At 69.1% G+C, this 19,019-nt stretch carries 24 protein-coding genes; 20 read left to right on the forward strand and 4 right to left on the reverse strand.

Annotated elements, in window-relative coordinates:
* Positions 1 to 130 precede the first annotated feature (130 nt).
* Together accB and aroQ are read right to left on the reverse strand one after the other, a co-directional pair.
* Positions 131 to 622 carry an acetyl-CoA carboxylase biotin carboxyl carrier protein gene (gene accB, locus J2Y58_RS10090; protein WP_310102360.1) on the reverse strand — a complete coding sequence of 164 codons (492 nt, stop codon included), beginning with the start codon at positions 620 to 622 and terminating at the stop codon, positions 131 to 133.
* A 39-nt stretch (positions 623 to 661) separates the two neighbouring features.
* The gene (gene aroQ / locus J2Y58_RS10095) at positions 662 to 1,096 is read right to left on the reverse strand and encodes a type II 3-dehydroquinate dehydratase (RefSeq protein ID WP_310102361.1); all 435 of its coding nucleotides are present in this window, start codon (positions 1,094 to 1,096) and stop codon (positions 662 to 664) included.
* 72 nt (positions 1,097 to 1,168) lie between these two features.
* On the opposite strand from aroQ, the gene thiS reads away from it, so the two are divergent.
* Complete coding sequence (gene thiS, locus J2Y58_RS10100) at positions 1,169 to 2,176, forward strand: sulfur carrier protein ThiS (protein WP_310102364.1); 1,008 nt, start codon at positions 1,169 to 1,171, stop codon at positions 2,174 to 2,176.
* 83 nt (positions 2,177 to 2,259) lie between these two features.
* Positions 2,260 to 2,442 (forward strand): CsbD family protein, encoded by a 183-nt coding sequence (locus J2Y58_RS10105; RefSeq protein WP_310102366.1) that lies wholly within the window; start codon positions 2,260 to 2,262, stop codon positions 2,440 to 2,442.
* 195 nt (positions 2,443 to 2,637) lie between these two features.
* Here J2Y58_RS10105 and J2Y58_RS10110 read toward each other — a convergent pair whose 3' ends face one another.
* On the reverse strand, positions 2,638 to 3,228 hold the full coding sequence (locus J2Y58_RS10110) for an exopolysaccharide biosynthesis protein (protein WP_310102368.1): 591 nt from the start codon (positions 3,226 to 3,228) through the stop codon (positions 2,638 to 2,640).
* A 135-nt stretch (positions 3,229 to 3,363) separates the two neighbouring features.
* Positions 3,364 to 5,010 (reverse strand): thiamine pyrophosphate-binding protein, encoded by a 1,647-nt coding sequence (locus J2Y58_RS10115; protein WP_310102370.1) that lies wholly within the window; start codon positions 5,008 to 5,010, stop codon positions 3,364 to 3,366.
* A gap of 159 nt (positions 5,011 to 5,169) precedes the next feature.
* Here J2Y58_RS10115 and J2Y58_RS10120 point away from each other — a divergent pair, with 159 nt between their 5' ends.
* The 18 genes from J2Y58_RS10120 (at position 5,170) to nadA (ending at position 18,985) form a co-directional block, all read left to right on the forward strand.
* Positions 5,170 to 5,892 (forward strand): CoA transferase subunit A, encoded by a 723-nt coding sequence (locus J2Y58_RS10120; RefSeq protein ID WP_310102512.1) that lies wholly within the window; start codon positions 5,170 to 5,172, stop codon positions 5,890 to 5,892.
* A complete protein-coding gene (locus tag J2Y58_RS10125; RefSeq protein ID WP_310102373.1) occupies positions 5,892 to 6,848 on the forward strand; it encodes an HAD family acid phosphatase in 957 nt (318 codons plus the stop codon). Before J2Y58_RS10120 ends, J2Y58_RS10125 begins: the two co-directional genes overlap by 1 nt.
* 37 nt (positions 6,849 to 6,885) lie before the next feature.
* Positions 6,886 to 7,536: a CoA transferase subunit B gene (locus J2Y58_RS10130; RefSeq protein WP_310102376.1), complete on the forward strand. Its 651-nt coding sequence runs from the start codon at positions 6,886 to 6,888 to the stop codon at positions 7,534 to 7,536.
* 4 nt (positions 7,537 to 7,540) lie between these two features.
* Complete coding sequence (locus J2Y58_RS10135) at positions 7,541 to 8,227, forward strand: glutathione S-transferase family protein (protein WP_310102379.1); 687 nt, start codon at positions 7,541 to 7,543, stop codon at positions 8,225 to 8,227.
* A gap of 40 nt (positions 8,228 to 8,267) precedes the next feature.
* Positions 8,268 to 8,699, forward strand: a complete 432-nt coding sequence (locus J2Y58_RS10140) for a nucleotidyltransferase substrate binding protein (RefSeq protein WP_310102382.1) — start codon at positions 8,268 to 8,270, stop codon at positions 8,697 to 8,699.
* Positions 8,696 to 9,019 (forward strand): nucleotidyltransferase domain-containing protein, encoded by a 324-nt coding sequence (locus J2Y58_RS10145; protein ID WP_310102387.1) that lies wholly within the window; start codon positions 8,696 to 8,698, stop codon positions 9,017 to 9,019. The genes J2Y58_RS10140 and J2Y58_RS10145 overlap by 4 nt, the downstream gene beginning before the upstream one ends.
* Positions 9,020 to 9,099: 80 nt before the next feature.
* The gene (gene leuC, locus J2Y58_RS10150; protein ID WP_310102391.1) at positions 9,100 to 10,530 is read left to right on the forward strand and encodes a 3-isopropylmalate dehydratase large subunit; all 1,431 of its coding nucleotides are present in this window, start codon (positions 9,100 to 9,102) and stop codon (positions 10,528 to 10,530) included.
* A gap of 122 nt (positions 10,531 to 10,652) precedes the next feature.
* On the forward strand, positions 10,653 to 11,282 hold the full coding sequence (gene leuD / locus J2Y58_RS10155) for a 3-isopropylmalate dehydratase small subunit (RefSeq protein WP_310102393.1): 630 nt from the start codon (positions 10,653 to 10,655) through the stop codon (positions 11,280 to 11,282).
* Positions 11,245 to 12,246 (forward strand): NADPH:quinone oxidoreductase family protein, encoded by a 1,002-nt coding sequence (locus J2Y58_RS10160; RefSeq protein WP_310102396.1) that lies wholly within the window; start codon positions 11,245 to 11,247, stop codon positions 12,244 to 12,246. Before leuD ends, J2Y58_RS10160 begins: the two co-directional genes overlap by 38 nt.
* A gap of 60 nt (positions 12,247 to 12,306) precedes the next feature.
* Positions 12,307 to 12,630: a DUF1476 domain-containing protein gene (locus J2Y58_RS10165; protein ID WP_310102399.1), complete on the forward strand. Its 324-nt coding sequence runs from the start codon at positions 12,307 to 12,309 to the stop codon at positions 12,628 to 12,630.
* Between the two features lie 5 nt (positions 12,631 to 12,635).
* Positions 12,636 to 12,869, forward strand: coding sequence for a BolA/IbaG family iron-sulfur metabolism protein (locus J2Y58_RS10170; RefSeq protein WP_310102402.1), 234 nt, complete (start codon positions 12,636 to 12,638; stop codon positions 12,867 to 12,869).
* A 30-nt stretch (positions 12,870 to 12,899) separates the two neighbouring features.
* Positions 12,900 to 13,226, forward strand: coding sequence for a Grx4 family monothiol glutaredoxin (gene grxD, locus J2Y58_RS10175; RefSeq protein ID WP_310102405.1), 327 nt, complete (start codon positions 12,900 to 12,902; stop codon positions 13,224 to 13,226).
* 149 nt (positions 13,227 to 13,375) lie between these two features.
* Positions 13,376 to 13,864 carry a hypothetical protein gene (locus J2Y58_RS10180; protein WP_310102407.1) on the forward strand — a complete coding sequence of 163 codons (489 nt, stop codon included), beginning with the start codon at positions 13,376 to 13,378 and terminating at the stop codon, positions 13,862 to 13,864.
* A 94-nt stretch (positions 13,865 to 13,958) separates the two neighbouring features.
* Positions 13,959 to 14,327, forward strand: a complete 369-nt coding sequence (locus J2Y58_RS10185; RefSeq protein WP_310102410.1) for a BlaI/MecI/CopY family transcriptional regulator — start codon at positions 13,959 to 13,961, stop codon at positions 14,325 to 14,327.
* Positions 14,324 to 15,937: a M56 family metallopeptidase gene (locus J2Y58_RS10190; RefSeq protein ID WP_310102414.1), complete on the forward strand. Its 1,614-nt coding sequence runs from the start codon at positions 14,324 to 14,326 to the stop codon at positions 15,935 to 15,937. Before J2Y58_RS10185 ends, J2Y58_RS10190 begins: the two co-directional genes overlap by 4 nt.
* Before the next feature lie 302 nt (positions 15,938 to 16,239).
* Positions 16,240 to 17,097 (forward strand): MBL fold metallo-hydrolase, encoded by an 858-nt coding sequence (locus tag J2Y58_RS10195; RefSeq protein WP_310102418.1) that lies wholly within the window; start codon positions 16,240 to 16,242, stop codon positions 17,095 to 17,097.
* Positions 17,082 to 17,804 (forward strand): DUF4230 domain-containing protein, encoded by a 723-nt coding sequence (locus tag J2Y58_RS10200; protein WP_310102421.1) that lies wholly within the window; start codon positions 17,082 to 17,084, stop codon positions 17,802 to 17,804. Before J2Y58_RS10195 ends, J2Y58_RS10200 begins: the two co-directional genes overlap by 16 nt.
* Before the next feature lie 182 nt (positions 17,805 to 17,986).
* On the forward strand, positions 17,987 to 18,985 hold the full coding sequence (nadA, locus tag J2Y58_RS10205) for a quinolinate synthase NadA (protein ID WP_310102424.1): 999 nt from the start codon (positions 17,987 to 17,989) through the stop codon (positions 18,983 to 18,985).
* Positions 18,986 to 19,019: the final 34 nt, after the last annotated feature.

The raw sequence follows: 19,019 nt of genomic DNA on the forward strand, positions 1-19,019 counted from the left end.
GGAGACAAACCTAGAGGTCCGCTCGCCCTGCGCCCGTCGAAGGGCGTGCCGCGCGCACAGCGCTGGCGGCACGTGCTTCGACAGGTTCAGCACGAACGGGGAAGAGAAAGGCGCGCGGGAGCGGCGTGGCCTACTCCACCACCACCAACGGCTGGTCGAACTCGACCGGCTGGCCGTTGTCGACCAGCACCGCCTTCACGACGCCCGCCGACGGCGCGGTGATCGGGTTCATGACCTTCATCGCCTCGACGATCAGCAGCGTGTCGCCCGTCGCCACGCTCTGTCCGACGCTGGCGAAGGGCTTCGCGCCCGGTTCCGCGGAAAGGTAGGCGGTGCCGACCATCGGCGAGCGCACCGCATTGGCGTCCGACGCCGCCGACGGACCCGCGGTGTCGACCTGCGGCGGGGTGGCGGCCGCGGGTGCCGGGGCGGCCGGCGCCGGCGCGTAGTGCATCGCCGGTGCGGCGTTCACCGCCGCCGCCTTGCGCGCGACGCGGATCTTGCGATCGCCGTCCTCGACCTCAATTTCGGTCAACTGCGTCGTGTCGAGCAGCTCGGCGAGCTGGCGCACCAGATCGACATCGACCTGCATCGCGCCGCTATTGTGAGAGATGTCAGCCATGCAACCCCGATTTTCCCTGACGTTTGGTCGCGGCTCCTGTCAGAAGCGGGCCGCGGCTTCAAGCGCGAGCTGGTACGACAGCGCGCCGAATCCGGCAATGGTGCCCTTCGCGGCGCGCCCGACGAACGAGGTGTGACGAAAGTCCTCGCGCGTGTGCGGGTTCGACAGATGAACCTCGATAACGGGCGTGCGGATCGCCTTGATCGCGTCGTGGACCGCGACCGAGGTGTGGGTGAAGGCGCCGGCGTTGAGGATCACCGCGCGCGCGTCGTGCGCCTGCGCCTCGTGCAGCCAGTCGACCAGATGCCCCTCGTGGTTGGACTGGCGCATGTCGATCGCCAGGCCGAGTTCCCGCGCACGGTCCTCTAGCGCGCCGGCAATGTCGTCGAGCGTGTCGTGGCCGTAGATCTCGGGCTCGCGCGTGCCGAGCAGGTTCAGGTTCGGGCCGTTGAGGACATAGACGGTATCGGGCATCGGCGTCTCATCGCATCGCGGCGCGCGCGGCGCAACGTTGCCCCGCCCGTCGCCGCACCCTAGATGGCGGGCATGGCACATTCCGACGGCACCATCACCATCTCCGTTAACGGCGAGCACAAGCGCGTGACCGCCGGGATCTCCATCGCCGAGCTGGCGCAATCGCTGGGGCTGGTGCCCGAGAAGGTGGCGGTCGAGCGCAACCTGGAGGTGGTGCCGCGCTCGACGCTGGCGCAGGTGACGGTCGAGGACGGCGACGAGCTGGAGATCGTGCACTTCGTCGGCGGCGGCGATCACGCGGGGACGATCGCGGACGATAGCTGGACGGTCGCGGGGCGCACCTTTCGGTCACGCTTGATCGTCGGCACCGGCAAGTACAAGGATTTCGCGCAGAATGCCGCCGCGGTCGCCGCATCGGGAGCGGAGATCGTCACGGTGGCGGTGCGGCGGGTCAACGTCAGCGATCCGAACGCGCCGATGCTGACCGACTATATCGATCCCAAGAAGGTGACCTACCTTCCCAACACCGCGGGCTGCTTCACGGCCGACGATGCGATCCGCACGCTGCGTCTGGCGCGCGAGGCGGGCGGCTGGGACCTCGTCAAGCTGGAGGTGCTGGGCGAGGCGCGCACGCTTTATCCCAACATGCGCGAGACGCTGAAGGCGACCGAGGTACTGGTGCGCGAGGGGTTCAAGCCGATGGTCTATTGCGTCGACGATCCGATCGCGGCCAAGCAGCTGGAGGAGGCCGGCGCGGTCGCGATCATGCCGCTGGGCGCGCCGATCGGCTCGGGGCTGGGGATCCAGAATCAGGTCACGATCCGGCTGATCGTCGAAGGCGCCAGTGTGCCGGTGCTGGTCGATGCCGGCGTCGGGCAAGCGAGCGATGCGGCGGTGGCGATGGAGCTGGGCTGCGACGGGGTGCTGATGAACACCGCGATCGCCGAGGCGAAGGACCCGGTGCTGATGGCGGCGGCGATGAAGGCCGCGGTCGAGGGCGGGCGGATGAGCTATCGCGCCGGACGCATGGGCAAGCGCCGCTACGCCGATCCGTCGAGCCCGCTGTCGGGATTGATCTGAGGCAAGGATAATGCCGCGGCGGGGGAACCGTGCCGCGGCCGTACCGTTCTGTCGTCACAGGGTTTCGGACAAGGAGATCGACGATGGGCGAACTGACCGACAAGATCAAGGGCAACGTTAACGAAGCGATCGGCAAGGTGAAGGAGGCCGTCGGCCACCACAACAACGACGCCGATCTTGCCGCAGAGGGCAAGGTGCAGCAGGCCGAAGGCAAGGGCGAGCAGTTCAAGGGCAAGGTGAAGGGCGCGCTGGGCGACGATATCTGATCGCGCCACGTTCGCAGAAGGATAGGGGTCGCTTCGGGATGCCGGAGCGACCCTTTTTTCTTGTGTCGTTACATTTGCTCGATCGGCAACGCCCCGGCAAAGACTCGGCCCAGGCGGGAAGGTGCGCGATGGTGCGGCAGAATTGTCATGGATGTTGTGCGACGCGATCCGGATGGGACAGGAGCGGCGCAAGGGTTACCTGTTCCCCAGCAATCCCGCCCCCACGCCGAGCGCCGCCACCGCCAGCACCAGCGCCGCGATCATCAGCGCGCCGTCGCGCACCGTGATCGCCAGCCCGAACGCCGCGATCGCCAGCATCGGTATCGTCGTGGCGAGCGGGAGAAGCTCCAGCGGCGGCACCGCGCACGCCAGCACGATCACGCCCACCGCGGCGGCGCGCACGAACGGCCCCTTGGTCAGCGCGGGCAACCGCCCGTGGAACCAGCGGTCCATGAACCGCGCCACCCCGCGCGTCTTGTCGACGGCCGTCTTCGCCTTCTCCGCCGAGATCGCCCGGCGGCGTACGAAGCTTGGCAGCCATAGATGCCGGCGCCCGAACGCCATCTGTACCGCGATCAGCATGATGACCGCCGCCATCGCGGTAGGCAGTCCCGGGATGCTGCCTACCGGCGAGATGTCGATCAGCGGCATGACCACCAGGAACGGCCCGAACCCACGGCTGCCCAGCGCCTCGACGACGTCGCCGACCGCGATCCGGTCCCGCTCGTCGGCCAGCTTCTCGACCGCGTCGAGGATGTCGCCGACACTATGGGGTTCGTCTGCCATCATGGATTAACCCACCGATCGGGTGCCGGTTTCCGCTGCCGGTCGATCCGTCGTTGCGAGCACAGCGAAGCAATCCAGAGCGTCGTGGTCCGGCGCCGGGTTGCTCCGCTGCACTCGCGATGACGAGACGTCGCCCTATCGCTGCCCCAGCGCGCTCAGCGTCGTGGCGGGGGTGATCTGCTCGATATCGGTCAGGCAGTGCAGCAACCGAACGCCCGTCACGCCAAGCAAGCGGTCGAGCGCGGGCGCGAAGTCCTCCGTGCGCGACACCGTCTCGGCGGTTGCGCCATAGGCGCGCGCCAAGGCGGCGAAATCGGGGTTGTGGAGGCGGGTGGCGGCGGGGCGTCCGGGATATTCGCGCTCCTGGTGCATGCGGATCGTGCCGTAGGTGCCGTTGTCGACCACCACGACCAGCAGGTCGGTGCCGTGCTGGACCGCGGTCGCCAGTTCCTGCCCGTTCATCAGGAAGTCGCCGTCGCCCGCCACCGCCACCACGCTGCGCCCCGGTCGCCGCAGTGCCGCCGCGATCGCGGCGGGCAGGCCATAGCCCATCGCCCCCGCGGTCGGCGCCAGCTGCGTCCCCGGGCCGGCATACTGCCAGTAACGATGCCACCAGCCCGAGAAATTGCCCGCGCCGTTGCAGATGATCGTATCGGCCGGCAGCGCCGCGCGCATCGCCACGACGCACGGCCCCAGATCAAGCGCGACCCCGTTGCGTGGCGCGGGCTCGCGCCACGCCTCATAATCGGCGCGCGCCTCGGCGGCATGCGGGTGGGCGCCGCCGTCGAGCGGGACCAATGCCTCGGCGAACGCGGCCATGCCGGCGCAGATCGCCAGATCGGTGGCATAGACGCGGTGCAGCTCGGCCGCGTCGGGATGGACGTGCACGAGCCGCTGTCCGGGATGATCGGGAGTGACCAGCGCATAGCCGTCGGTGGTCGCCTCGCCCAGCCGCGCACCGACGACCAGCAGCAGGTCGGCGTCGCGCACCCGCGCGACCAGCCTGGGGTTGGGGCCGTAGCCGAGGTTGCCGGCAAAGGCCGGGCAGTCGTTGGCGATCGCATCCTGCCGGCGGAACGCGGCGGCGATCGGCACGCCGGCGCGCGTCGCCCAATCGGCGAAGGCGGTGGCGGCGGTCACGTCCCAGCCGGCGCCGCCGACGATCGCCAGCGGGCGCTCGGCGGTGGCGAGCAGGTCGCGCAGCCGCTCCAGCGTGTCGGCGTCCACCGCCTGCTCGGGGCGTTCGATGCGCGTGCGGTCGACCGCCTCGACCTCGTCGAGCAGCATGTCCTCGGGCAGCGCCAGGACGACCGGGCCGGGGCGGCCGCCGATCGCGGTGGCATAGGCACGCGCGACATATTCGGGAATGCGCCGCGCATCGTCGATCCGCGCCACCCATTTGCACAGCGGCGCGAACATCGCCTGAAAGTCGATCTCCTGAAATGCCTCGCGGTCGCGCGTGCCGCGATCGACGTCCCCGACGAACAGGATCATCGGTTGCGAATCCTGGCTAGCCACATGGACGCCGATCGCGGCGTTCGTCGCGCCGGGTCCGCGAGTGACGAAGGCGACGCCGGGGCGGTGCGTCAGCGTCCCGTCCGCGCACGCCATGAACGCCGCGCCGCCCTCCTGCCGGCACGTCACCACGTCGATCGCGGGCGTGTCGTGCAGCGCGTCGAGCACCGCCAGGAAGCTTTCCCCCGGCACGGTGAAGACGCGGTCGCACCCTTGCGCGACGAGCTGGTCGACCAGGATGCGGCCGCCGGTTCTCAGGCTTGTCATGGGCGTGCAGCCTAGAGCGTGGGCGGGGGGCCGCAAGGGGTTTGGTGGTCATGCGGGTTGCCCCGTTGCCTTCATCGCCTCGCTCGCTAAGGAGCGTGGGTGCGCGGGGTCGGGGCACCGGGTGCGCGCGATGTCATAGCCGGACCGGAGAGCAAGCCCGTGGTCAACAAGGTGTACGACGATGCCGCCGCGGTGCTGGAGGGGCTGCTGTTCGACGGCATGACGATCTGCGCGGGCGGGTTCGGCTTGTGCGGCATCCCCGAGCGGTTGATCGATGCGATCCGCGATGCGGGGACGAAGGACCTGACGATCGCCAGCAACAATGCCGGCGTCGACGGCGAAGGGCTCGGCAAGCTGCTGCGCACGCGTCAGGTCAGGAAGATGATCTCGTCCTACGTCGGCGAGAACAAGGAGTTCGAGCGGCAATTCCTGGCGGGCGAGCTGGAGGTGGAGTTCTGCCCGCAGGGGACGCTCGCCGAACGTTGTCGCGCGGGTGGGGCGGGGATCCCCGGCTTCTATACCAAGACCGGCGTCGGCACGCAGGTGGCCGAGGGCAAGGAAGTGAAGGTGTTCGATGGCCCGAATGGACCCGAGGAATATATCCTCGAACGCGGCATCCGCGCCGATCTGAGCATCATCAAGGGCTGGAAGGCCGACGAGAGCGGCAATCTCATCTTCCGCAAGACTGCGCGCAACTTCAACCAGCCGATGGCGACCGCGGGCAAGATCTGTGTCGCCGAGGTCGAGGAGGTGGTGCCGGTCGGCACGCTCGACCCCGATCACATCCATCTGCCCGGGATCTACGTCAAGCGGATGATCGTCGGCGCACCCTACGACAAGAAGATCGAGTTCCGCACCACTCGTCCGCGCGCGGCCGCGTGATGCGGGCACGCGTCCTGCCGGCGCTCGCTGCGACGCTGCCGCTCGCGCTCGGCGGGTGCGCGGCGCAGCGGCAGGTGCTGCTCGGGCGGCCGAGCGTGCCGCCGGTCGCCGCCGATGCGCCCGCACCCTCCGCCGTGCCGCCGGCGATGGCGTGGCTGTACGGCTCGGGCGAGGCGGCGGCACTGTCGGAACAGGCGTACAACGGCATGGTCCGTTATGTCCGCGACGTGCTGGACCGGGCGCGCGACCGGCGCGGGCGGCTGCCGTCGCAGCGCAGGGCCGGCACGCTGCCGCGCTGGCCTGCGTCGGCGGTGCTGATGCCCGGCGCGACCGCGGCCAGCGCGGAGACGGTACCGTGCGGCACCTTGCCCCCGGCCGTGGTGCTCGACATGGACGAGACCGCGGTGCTGAACCTCGGCTACGAATATGACGACGCGCAAGCGCCGCACGCCTGGGACCAGCAGCGCTGGGAACGCTGGGAAAGGGCTGGCGCGACCAAGGTCGGCGCGGTGCCGGGTGCGGTGGCGGCGTTCCGTGCGCTGCGGGCGATGGGGGTGACGATGATCGTCAACACCAACCGCTCCGCCGCCAACGCCGACCAGACCGCGCAGGCGCTGGCCAATGCCGGGCTCGGCGACTTCCGCCATGGCGAGACGCTGTTCCTGAAGGGCGACGTCGACGGCAAGTCGGGCAAGGACGGCCGCCGCGCTGCGATCGCCGCGAGATATTGCGTGCTCGCGCTCGCGGGCGACCAGCTGGGCGACTTCGCCGATCTGTTCAACCCGCCCGGCCCGGCCCCGGCGGTCGGGCGGCGGATGTTGACCGCGGTCGGGCCGATCGAGGCGCGCTGGGGCAACGGCTGGTTCGTGCTGCCCAACCCGGTCTACGGCACCGGCCTGGGCGCCGGCTGGGACGAGACGTTCCCGGCCGACAAGCGCTGGAAGGACGCGCCGTGAGCACCTTCTCTTTTTTCCGAACGGGAGCCTGAACACCATGGCGCAGGACAGCAAGGGCTGGGACCGCAACGGCATGGCGGCGCGCGCCGCGCGCGAGCTGAAGGACGGCTATTACGTCAACCTCGGCATCGGCATCCCGACGCTGGTCGCCAACAACATCCCCGACGGCATGACGGTGACGCTGCAATCCGAGAACGGCATGCTCGGCATCGGGCCGTTCCCGTACGACGACGAGGTCGACCCCGACCTGATCAATGCCGGCAAGCAGACGATCAGCGAACTGCCCTCCTCGGCCTATTTCGGCAGCGAGCAGAGCTTCGCGATGATCCGCGGCGGGCATATCGACCTCACCGTGTTGGGCGCGATGGAGGTGTCGGAGCGCGGCGACATCGCCAACTGGATGATCCCGGGCAAGATGATCAAGGGCATGGGCGGCGCGATGGACCTGGTCGCCGGCGTCAAGAAGATCATCGTCGTGATGGAGCATGTGTCGAAGGACGGCAGCCCGAAGTTCCTGCCCGATTGCAGCCTGCCGCTGACGGGCAAGAATGTCGTCGACATGATCGTCACCGACCTGGCGGTGTTCCAGCGCCCCGATCACGATTCGCCGTTCCGGCTGATCGAGCTGGCGCCGGGCGTAACCGCGGACGAGGTGAAGGCGAAGACGACCGCCCGGTACGTGGACTGATCCGATGACCTATACGCTCATCACCGCGAACCGGAACTATTCGAGCTGGTCGCTGCGCCCGTGGGTGCTGATGACGATGCTCGGCATCCCCTTCGAGGATCGCGTCGAACCGTTCGCGTCGATGGACAATCATGCGGCGTTCCGCGCCTTTTCCCCGACCGGCCAGGTCCCGGTGCTGCTCGACGGCGACCGTACCGTGTGGGACTCGCTCGGCATCGCCTTGTATCTGGGCGAGCGGCACGATGGCGTGTGGCCGGCCGATCCGGACGCACGGGCGTGGGCGATGTGCGCGGCGACGGAAATGCACGGCGGATTCGGCGCGCTGCGGGGCGAGCGGACGATGACGGTCGGCCAGCGCGTGACGCCGCACGACACCTCGCCGCGAGTCGCGCGCGACGTCGCGCGGCTGGCGGAATTGTGGGGCGAGGGGCTGACCCGCTTCGGCGGCCCTTTCCTGGCCGGCGCGTCGTTCGGCGCGGTCGATGCGTTCTTTGCGCCGGTCGCGTTCCGCGTGCGCACCTATGGCATCGACGTGGGCGAGGCCGGTGCACGCTGGGTGGCATGGATGCTGGAGCAACCCGCGATGCGGGCGTGGGAAGCGGCGGCGCTGGCCGAGACGTTCCGCGAGACATCGCACGAGGCGGAGGTGACCGCGACGGGTACGGTGATCGAGGACCATCGCGCCGTCTGAACGGTGGCGATCACCGGCCGGCGCGGATATATCCGCCGCGATGGACATCGCAGCTGCCGACACGCCCCCCTGGGTACAGCGTTTCCAGAACTTCGACGCGGCGATGGTGCGGCTGCGCGGGGGCGTGGACCTGCTCGATCGGCCCGACATGCCGGCCATCATCCGGGAAGGGGTCATTCAACGGTTCGAATATACCTTCGAACTCGCGTGGAAGACGCTGAAGGATTATCTCGTCGCCCGAAAGGTGACGATGCCACGGACCGGCCCGGCCGACGTGATCCGGGCAGCGTTCGCAGCAGGCTATATCACGGATGGCGAAATCTGGATGGAGGCGCTCGATGCACGCAACGAGGTGTCGCACGTCTATCGTCAGCAGGCCTTCGATCGCGTGATCGACGCGTTGCGCGACCGCTTCATGGACCGGTTCGAAGACCTGCATGAAATGTTGCTGGTCGAGCGTTCGCGACTGTGACCGACGATGCGATCACCATCACCGATCGCGAACGGGCGATCGTCGGATCGGTCCTTCGGGCGTTTGCGGACCGGATCGACCGTGTCGCCGTCTTCGGATCGCGCGCGCTGGGGCGGGCACGGCCGGCGTCCGACATCGACCTGGCGCTTTACGGGTCGCTGGACGCGGCGGCACTGGCGCGGCTCTGGTCGTTGTTCGACCGCAGCGGTCTCGCGGTGACGACCGACCTCGTCCATTATGAGGCGCTGGGCGATGTGCCGCTGCGCCGGCATATCGACCGTTATGCCAAGACCCTGTTCACGCACGAGGATCTGGCGTGATGATCGGGTCGGTGCGTCGCCGCAACAAGATTGCGTCGACCCTTGGAGCGACGATGCTTTTCGGTTAACAGCCGCGCATCATGTCCTCCATTCCCCGCACATTGTACGAGAAGGTCTGGGACGCTCACGTGGTCGAGCGTCGCGACGATGGCTCCTGCCTGATCTATATCGACCGCCACCTCGTCCATGAGGTGACCAGCCCGCAGGCGTTCGAGGGCTTGCGCAGCGCCGGGCGGCGGGTGCGGCGTCCCGACCTGACGCTGGCGGTGCCCGATCACAACCTGCCGACCACCGCGCGCGTCGATGCGCACGGCCACGAACTGCCGATCGCCGACCGGGAGAGTGCGGAACAGCTCGGTGCGCTGCGCCAGAACGTCGCCGAGTTCGGCGTGCCCTATATCGACGCACTGTCGGCGAAGCAGGGGATCGTGCATGTCGTAGGCCCGGAGCAGGGCTTCACGCTGCCGGGCACCACGATGGTCTGCGGCGACAGTCATACCTCCGCTCACGGCGCGCTGGGCGCGCTGGCGTTCGGGATCGGCACCAGCGAGGTCGAGCATGTGCTCGCCACGCAGACGCTGATCCTGTCGCCGTCGAAGACGATGGAGGTGCGCGTCGACGGCACGCTCGGCTACGGCGTCAGCGCCAAGGACGTGGTGCTGGCGATCATCGGGCGGATCGGCGCGGCGGGCGGCACCGGCCATGTCATCGAATTCACCGGCGAGGTGATCCGCAACCTGTCGGTCGAGGGGCGGCTGACGATCGCGAACATGTCGATCGAGGGCGGTGCGCGCGCCGGGATGATCGCGCCCGACGAGACGACCTTCGCCTATCTGAAGGGACGGGCGTTGGCGCCCAAGGGCGCGGACTGGGACAAGGCGGTCGCCTGGTGGCGGACGCTGCCCAGCGACGCGGGCGCGCGTTACGACCGCAGCGTCGTGCTCGACGCCGCCAATATCGCGCCGTCGCTGACCTGGGGCACCAGCCCCGAGGACGTGGTGCCGATCACCGGCGTGGTGCCCGCGCCCGACAGCTTCGCCGATGCGTCGAAGCGGGAGGCGGCGCGCAAGTCGCTCGACTACATGGGGCTGACCCCCGGAACGCGGATGCAGGACGTGCCGGTCCAGCACGTCTTCATCGGCAGCTGCACGAACAGCCGCATCGAGGACCTGCGCGCCGCCGCCGCGGTGGCGGGCGGCCGGCATGTCGCCGACGGCGTGCGCGCGATGGTCGTGCCCGGATCGGGGCTGGTCAAGCGCCAGGCCGAGGCCGAGGGGCTGGACCGCGTGTTCACCGAGGCGGGGTTCGAATGGCGCGAGCCCGGCTGTTCGATGTGCCTGGCGATGAACCCCGACAAGGTGCCGCCGGGCGAGCGCTGCGCCTCGACCAGCAACCGGAATTTCGTGGGACGTCAGGGACCTGGCGCGCGTACCCATTTGTTGTCGCCGGCAATGGCGGCGGCGGCGGCGGTCACCGGCCGTCTCGCCGACGTGCGCGAACTGATGGGTTGAGGAAAAGGGCGTGAGATGAAGAAGGTATTGATGTTCCTGATCGCCGGTTCGGTGCTGAGCGGGGTCGCCGCCTATGCCGCGATCGCGCGTCCCGCGATCCCCGCGAGCCGCCCGGCGCGCTGATGGAGCCGGTCACGCGCGTTTCGGGCACCGCCTATCCCTGGGGTGCCAAGAACATCGACACCGACGTCATCATCCCGGCGCATTGGCTCAAGACGATCAAGCGCTCCGGGCTGGGCAAGGGCGCGTTCGAGACCGTGCGCGCGCAGCCGGGCAATATCTTCGACGACCCCGCTTACGCCGGCGCGCCGATCCTGATCGCGGGCGACAATTTCGGCTGCGGGTCAAGCCGCGAACACGCTGCCTGGGCGCTCGGCGACATGGGGATCAAGGCGGTGATCGCGCCGAGCTTTTCCGACATCTTCTCGGGTAACGCGTTCAAGAACGGCATCGTCCCGGTCGTGCTGCCGCAGGAGGCCGTCGATCGGCTGGTCGAGGTTGCGAAGACCAGCGAGGTTACGGTCGATCTGGAGACGATGACCGTCACCACCCCGTTTCAGGACCGCTTTCCCTTCGAGCTGGATGCCTTTCGCCGCCGGTGCCTGATGGAAGGGCTGGACGAGGTCGGCCTGACGCTGGCAAAGGATACCGCAATTTCGAAATTCGAGGAGCGGCTCGACGACGAGCGGCCCTGGATCAGGAGAGATGCGGCACATGCGGGCTTTGCTGTCGAGGACGCCGGGCGGACCTGAAACTCTGGAGGTCGGCGATCTGCCCGACCCCGGCGCGGGGCCGGGCGAGGTCGTGGTCGCGGTCCGGGCGTGTTCGATCAACTATCCCGACGTGCTGGTCATCGAGGACCGTTATCAGGTCCGCCCGCCGCGTCCGTTCGCGCCCGGCGGCGACATCGCCGGGGTCGTCGACAGCGTCGGCGCGGGCGTGACGCAGTGGCAGGCCGGCGACCGGGTGATCGGCACCGTGCTGATGGGCGGGCTGGCCGAGAAGCGCGCGGTCGCCGCCGACGCGCTCTATCCGCTCCCCGACGACCGCGGGTTCGAGGAAGGCGCGGCGCTGCTGCTCACCTACGCCACCAGCATCCACGCCCTGGTCGACCGCGCGCGGATCAAGCAGGGTGACCGGCTGCTGGTGCTCGGCGCGTCGGGCGGGGTCGGGCTGGCGGCGGTCGAACTCGGCAAGGCGTTCGGCGCCCACGTGGTCGGCGCGGTGTCGAGCGAGGAAAAGGCGGAAGCGGTGCGCGCGGCGGGCGCCGACGAGGTGATCGTCTATCCGCACGCTCCCTTCGACAAGCCGGCGTCCAAGGCGCTCGCCGATCGCTTCAAGGCGGCGGGCGGCGCGGGCGGGTTCCAGGTGATCTACGACGCGGTCGGCGGCGATTATGCCGAGCCGGCGCTCCGCGCGATCGGCTGGGAAGGGCGCTATCTTGTGGTCGGCTTCCCTGCCGGTATCCCCGCACTCCCGCTCAACCTGACGCTGCTCAAGAGCTGCGACGTGTGCGGCGTGTTCTGGGGCGCGTTCGCAGCGCGCGACCCCGCCGCCAACCGCGCGCATATCGAGCGGCTGCTCGACCTGTGGCGTGAGGGGCGCATCACGCCGCGCGTGAACGAGGTGTTTCCGCTCGAGCGCGGCGGTGAGGCGATCGCACGGCTCGGGCAGCGCAGCGCGATCGGCAAGCTGGTGGTGCGCGTCGCGGGTTGAGCGACGTTGCACCGCGGACGGGCGCGCACTATCCATCGGTGACGTACCGACGGAGCCAGCATGACCCTTTTCGACGATCGTGAACGCGGATTCGAGGCGAAGTTCGCCCGCGAGGAGGAAGTGGCGTTCCGCATCATCGCCCGCCGCAACCGGCTGGTCGGGCAATGGGCCGCGCAGCTGATGCAACTGACCCCGGCCGAGACGGATGCCTATGCCAAGGCGGTGGTGCAGGCCGATTTCGAGGAAGCCGGCGACGAGGATGTGCTTCGCAAGATCTTCGGCGACCTGACCGCGGCGAACGTCGACATCGACGAGGCGGCGGTACGCCGCGCGCTAGACGAGCAGACCGTCGAGGCGCGCCGTCAGCTGATGCAGCCGGAGTAAGCGCGATGCCGATGGAAGGGGCGGAGATCGCCGCATTGATCAAGGCGGGCATCCCGGATGCCGAGGTCGAGATGACCGATCTGGCCGGCGACGGCGATCACTGGTCGGCGCGCGTCGTATCGGCGTCGTTCGTGGGGATGCCGCGCGTGCGCCAGCATCAGGCGGTCTATGCCGCGCTGGGCGGGCGGATGGGCGGCGTGCTCCACGCCTTGCAGTTGACCACCGCCGTTCCGAAGTAGGCCGGCGACACAGTTTCGAGGAAGATGACGATGACCGACGACACGAACGCCCGCATCGACGCGCTGGTGAAGAGCAACCCGGTGGTGCTGTTCATGAAGGGCTCGCCGCTGTTCCCGCAGTGCGGCTTCTCCAGCCGCGCGGTCGCGATCCTCGAGCGGCTGGGCGTGCAGTTCGAAAGCGTCGACGTGTTGCAGGATCAGGCGATCCGCCAGGGGATCAAGGGCTATTCGGACTGGCCGACCATCCCGCAGCTGTATGTCGGCGGCGAGTTCGTCGGCGGATCGGACATCATGATGGAGATGTACGAGGCCGGCGAACTGGGCGAGTTGTTCCAGAAGGCCGGCGCGGCGCAATGATGACGGCGCGGCGTCCCGCGTGGGACGCCGTGCGGAGCCCATGGGCCCGACCGTCCGGCTGGGTCACGACGCCTCTGGCCCTTGATTCATGTTTGTCGCATAGCCGCCGAGCCGGTCGGAATGTGTCCGACCGCTTCTGGGGGGCAAGCATGGGTTTTTTCAGCAAATTGCAGAAAACGTTCGGTCGCGGCACGACGGGCGAGGCCACGCCGCTCAAGTCGATCGATGAGGTCCTTGAATCGCCGCAACTTTTCAATGAGTTGATGGTGTTCTGCCAGTCTGAATATTCGCCGGAAAACCCGGCCTTCCTGATGGCGGTGCGGCATTTCCGGGCCTTGCGGCTCGGCAACAAGAGCTTCCACATCCCGGTAAAGGCGATCCCGGCCGGAGGCTGGATCCCGCCGCAGCACCGCGGAAGCGAGGCCACGATGGGGGCCTATGTCTACGACACCTTCATCGATCCGGCCTCCTCCACGCAGGTCAACCTGCCCGCGGCGGTCTTCCGCGAGTTACAGACGGTGGCGGCAAGCCCCGGGCGTCCCTTCACGCTGGACTCCTTCGCCAAGGCGTTTGCCGAAATCGTGAACCTGGTGCGCGGCGACACGCAGAAGCGCATGGCGGCGGCCGCCGCGAAGTAGCGGGGGAACGTTTCCTACGCCGATCGCTCTTGACTACGGATGTAATCGTGTCGATTACATCCGTAGTCAGATGGGTGGAGCGAGGGAGCGAGTCGTGGTCGAGCGGATCAGCGATGCCGAACATGCGGTCATGGAGGTGCTGTGGGACGAAAGTCCGCTCACCGCGCAGGACGTGGCCGAACGTGTCGACCCCGAACGCGGCTGGAGCGCTGGGACCGTCAAGACATTGCTCGGCCGGCTGCTCGGCAAGGAAGCCGTCCGGCACGAGGTCGATGGGCGGCGCTATCTTTATAGCCCGGCGGTGCGGCGCGAGGATTATGTCGCGCGCGAATCGACGCGACTGATCGACCGGCTGTTCGGGGGCCGGCTGACCCCGCTGGTGGCGCACCTGGCCGAGCGCGACGCGCTCAGCGATCAGGACATCAGCGAGATCGAGGCGCTGCTCAAGGCGCTCAAGCAATGATCGCCTCGGCACTGACAGGCTGGGCTGTCGAGGCAATGCTGGCATCGGCGCTGCTGATGCTGGCCGTCATCATCCTGCGCGGGCCGGTGCGGCAGGCGTTCGGCGCGCGCGTCGCCTATGCGCTGTGGGCGATGCCCGTGCTGCGGCTGGTGCTGCCGCCCTTGCCCGAGGGGTGGCGCGGCGAGGCGCTGCCGGTGCTGCCCGCGCTGGAGCCGATGACCATCTCGCTCGGCCATCCGGTCGCGACCTTGCCGGTGACAAGCAACGCGCATGCGATCGGCTGGCCGTCGATCGCGCTCGCACTCTGGCTGGGCGGCGCGGCGGCGCTGCTGGCGTGGCAGGCGTTCGGCTACCTCCGCTTCCGTTACGACGTGCTGCGGCACGGCATCGCGGTCGACCGCGTCGGATCGGTGACGGTGGTGCAGAGCGCGGCGACCGACGGCCCGCTGGCCTTCGGTGTGTTCGACCGCGTCGTCGCCTTTCCGCGCGACTTCGCGGCGCGCTTCGATGCCGAGGAGCGCGCGCTGGCGCTGGAGCATGAGCTCGGCCACCATGCGCGCGGCGACCTGATCGCCAATTGGATCGCGCTGGCGGTGCTGGCGCTCCACTGGTTCAACCCGCTGGCGTGGATCGCCTTCCGTGCTTTCCGGGCCGATCAGGAAATGGCCAACGACGCGCGGGTGCTGGCGCGCACCGGCGGCGCGGCGCGCCACGCCTATGGGTGCGCGATCGTCAAGGCCGCGCACGGCCGTGCCGTGTCGCCGGCGTGCCACCTCAACACCGTGAAGGATCTGAAGGGGAGACTGAAGATGCTGGGCAGGAAGAAGGCGTCGCGCACGGAGATGACGATGGGCGGCGCGGCGATCGCGATGCTCGCGGCCGGCGGGCTGGCGTTCACCGCCTCGGGCACGCAGGCCGCCGAGCGCGTGCGCGCCGGGGTCGAGGATGCGACGGGGCTGGAGATGACCATGCCCGAGATGCCCGATATGCCCGAGATGCCTGACATGCCGGACGTCCCCGACGTGCCCGCCGCCCCGGCGACGCGCCACATTGTCGTGACGCCGCAGAAGTTCGGTCGCACCACGGTGATCGTGAAGACCGACGGCCGCACCACCACCTACACCGGCGCCGCGGCCGAACGATATCTCGCCACACATCCCGCGCCGGTGCCCCCGGTTCCGCCGGCGCCGCCTACCCCCGCTGTCGCGCCGCTGCCGCCGGTCCCACCCGTTCCCCCGATGCCGCCGGTTCCCGGCGACGCGGAGGTCGCCGCGCTCGACGCACACGCTGCCGCGCTCGACCGCCAGGCCGCACGGCTGTCCGCGATCGACGCCGCGCGGCTGCAACGCGAGGCGGCTGCGCTGGCGCGCAACGCGCAGCGCCTCGCGATGGTCGACACCGCGCGCATTCGGCAGCAGGCCACGGCGCTCCAGCGTCAGTCGGGGGCGATCCGGCGCCAGTCGCTTCAGGCCGCGCTGACCGGACTGGAGCGCGCGCGCGTCGCGCTCGCCGCCGAGCGCAACCTGAGCGACGCGCAGCGCGACCATGCGCTGGCCGGGGTCGACAGGCAAATGGCGCGGATGCGGGCACAACTGGCGGCGCAGGAGTAATCCCGAAGACGTACCGCCCCTGCGCAGGCACGGGCGCATGCCCGTCCCGTATTCTGGAAAGGTTCGACACGCGCTCGACGCGTATGGTTCGAACCTTTCGTCCGCACGACACGGCGATAGGTTCTGCCTACGCAGGGGCGGCGGCGCTTCGCGGCAAATTTTATCCGGCAAATGCCGGGCTCTTCCGCGACCGGTCGCAGCGCTCGCCACAGGGAGTTCCAGCTTCCGCTGGGGCGACGCTGGTGGAGGGCACCCCCCGCCACCCTTGCGCCCATCCGCCGACACCGCCATGTGCAGCATCGATGGCAGACGACCTCCCCACCGGCGTGGCGATGACGCTGGAACCGCTCGTCACGCGCGTCCTCGCGCCCAACGCCTCGGCCTACACCCACACCGGCACGCAGACGCACATCGTCGGCCGCACCGATCTTGCCGTGATCGACCCCGGCCCGGCCGATCCGGCGCATCATGCTGCGGTGCTCGCCGCCATCGCGGGCCGTCCGGTGCGCGCGATCCTCGTCACCCATCACCACCGCGACCATTCGCCCGGCGCGATCCGGCTGGCGCAGGACACCGCCGCGCCGATCGTCGGCTGCGCGCCGATCGTCGTCCAGGTGGAGGGCGAGCCCGCCGATGCGGCCTTCGACGTCGATTACGCCCCCGATCGCGTGCTGGCGGACGGCGACGCGGTGTCGGGAATCGGCTGGACGCTTCGCGCGCTCGCAACGCCGGGCCACACCGCCAATCACCTCGCCTTCGCACTGCCCGAGGCGAACGCGCTGTTCTCCGGCGATCACGTCATGAGCTGGGCGACCAGCGTCGTCTCGCCGCCCGACGGCGACATGGGCGATTACATGGCCAGTCTGGAGAAGCTGCTGCTGCGCGACGACCGCATCTATTACCCCGGCCACGGCGAGGCGGTCGCGCGCCCGCAGCGGCTGGTGCGCGGCATGCTGGGGCATCGCAAGCAGCGCGAGGGGCAGATCCTGCGCCTGCTGGCGACCGCGCCGCATACGATCGCGGACATGGTCGCGCGCATGTACGTCGGGATCGACCCGCGGCTGGCGGGGGCGGCGGGGCGCTCGGTGCTGGCGCATCTGCTCGACCTCGAACGGCGCAGGCTGGTGACGCGGAAGGGGGACGCATGGCGGGGCATCTGACCGGACAGCATCTGACCGGGCTGGGGCGGCTGCTCGTCTCGCTGGCGGTCGCCGTCGCGATCCTGGTCGCGACCTGGGTCGGCTATCGCTACGTCACCGAACGGTACACGGTCGAGCGCGACGCCAGCGGCGTGGCGGTGGCGCGCGTCGTCGCGGGTCGATTGTACGGCAGCAACGAACTGCGCGTCAGCCATCTGTCGGGCACCGTCCAGTCGACCGCATCGGCGACGCGGATGTTCGGCTGGCTCAAATACGTCCGCGTCATCAAGGCACCGTACGATGTCGACTATTTCGTGCCCCTCGGCAGCCTGCGCCCGCGCGACTTCCGCTATGACGAGCGACGCCGCCGCCTGCTGGTCGAGGTGCCCGACGTGACGGTGGGCGCGCCCAACATCGACGAGAGCCGCGTCACGATCGACACCACCAGCGGCGTACTCCCGCCGCGCGGCGCGATGGCGGAATTGCAGAAGAAGGTGTCCGGCAAGGCGACCGAGGTGGTCGCCGCCAAGGCGCGCGAGCCCGGGAACATCGCCAAGGCACGCGAGAACGCCCGCACCGCGCTGGAGCGGCTGTTCGAGGGTACGCTGGCGGCCGCGAACCTGCCCGTGGATGTCGAGGTGCGCTTCGCGGGCGAACCGCGCCCCGACAATCGCGACCAATGGGATTTGACGCGCTCGCTGGAGGAAGTGCTCGGCAACGCACGCTAGGGCGCCATCTTCGTCATCACCGCGAAGGCGGGAATCCAGGACCTGCGACGCCGCGACTCTTGCGAAGACCTGCGCGTCTGGATCCCCGCCTACGTGGGGATGACGACCGGGAGAGGTGACCAGGATCACCCCTCACATTGATTCGCTTGATTGCGTCCCCGTGACGCGCCATCTGCGCGCGCATGGAACAGCCGACGAACCTGACGGGTCTCGACCTGCGCGCCGAGATCGACCGCCTTCGCCGTGAGCGCAACGCCGTCATCCTCGCGCATTATTATCAAAAGCCCGAGATCCAGGACCTTGCGGACTTCGTCGGCGACAGCCTCGACCTCAGCCGCAAGGCGCAGGCGACCGATGCGGACGTGATCGCGTTCTGCGGCGTGCGCTTCATGGCCGAGACCGCCAAGATCCTGTCGCCGCAGAAAACCGTCATCCTCCCCGACATGGACGCCGGGTGCAGCCTGGAGGACAGCTGCCCGCCCGAGCAGTTCGCCGCCTTCCGCGCGCAGCATCCCGACGCGATCGCGCTGACCTACATCAACTGCTCGGCGGCGGTGAAGGCGCTCAGCGACGTGATCGTCACCTCGTCCTCGGCCGAGACGATCCTGGCCAAGATCCCCGCCGACCAGAAGATCATCTTCGGCCCGGACCGCAACCTCGGCGGCTATCTGGCGCGCAAGACCGGGCGCGACCTGATCCTGTGGCCGGGCGTGTGCATCGTCCACGAGGCGTTCAGCGAGACCGAGCTGCTGAAGCTGCGCGCGCAATACCCGTCCGCGCCGATCGCCGCCCACCCGGAGTGCCCCGCGGTGATCCTCGACCACGCCGATTACGTCGGCTCGACGCGCGGCATCCTCGACTATGCGATCGCGATGCCGGGCGACACGCTGATCGTCGCGACCGAGCCGCACATCATCCACCAGATGCAGAAGGCGTTGCCGGGCAAGACCTTCATCGGCGCGCCGGGCGCGGACGGGAACTGCAACTGCAACATCTGCCCGTACATGGCGCTGAACACGATGGAGAAGCTCTACGTGGCGTTGCGCGACCTCAGCCCGCGGATCGAGATGGAGGAGGGGCTGCGCGTGCAGGCCAAGAAGAGCCTCGACGCCATGCTGGAGATGGCGAGCACCACGGTCGGGCAGGGCGACCTGGGTCCGGCGAAGGTGACCGGCGACTGAAGGTAGGCGAGGGATCGACGGCCTGCCACGGCAG

This window comes from Sphingomonas sp. BE138 (assembly GCF_031456125.1).
Lineage (GTDB): Bacteria > Pseudomonadota > Alphaproteobacteria > Sphingomonadales > Sphingomonadaceae > Sphingomonas.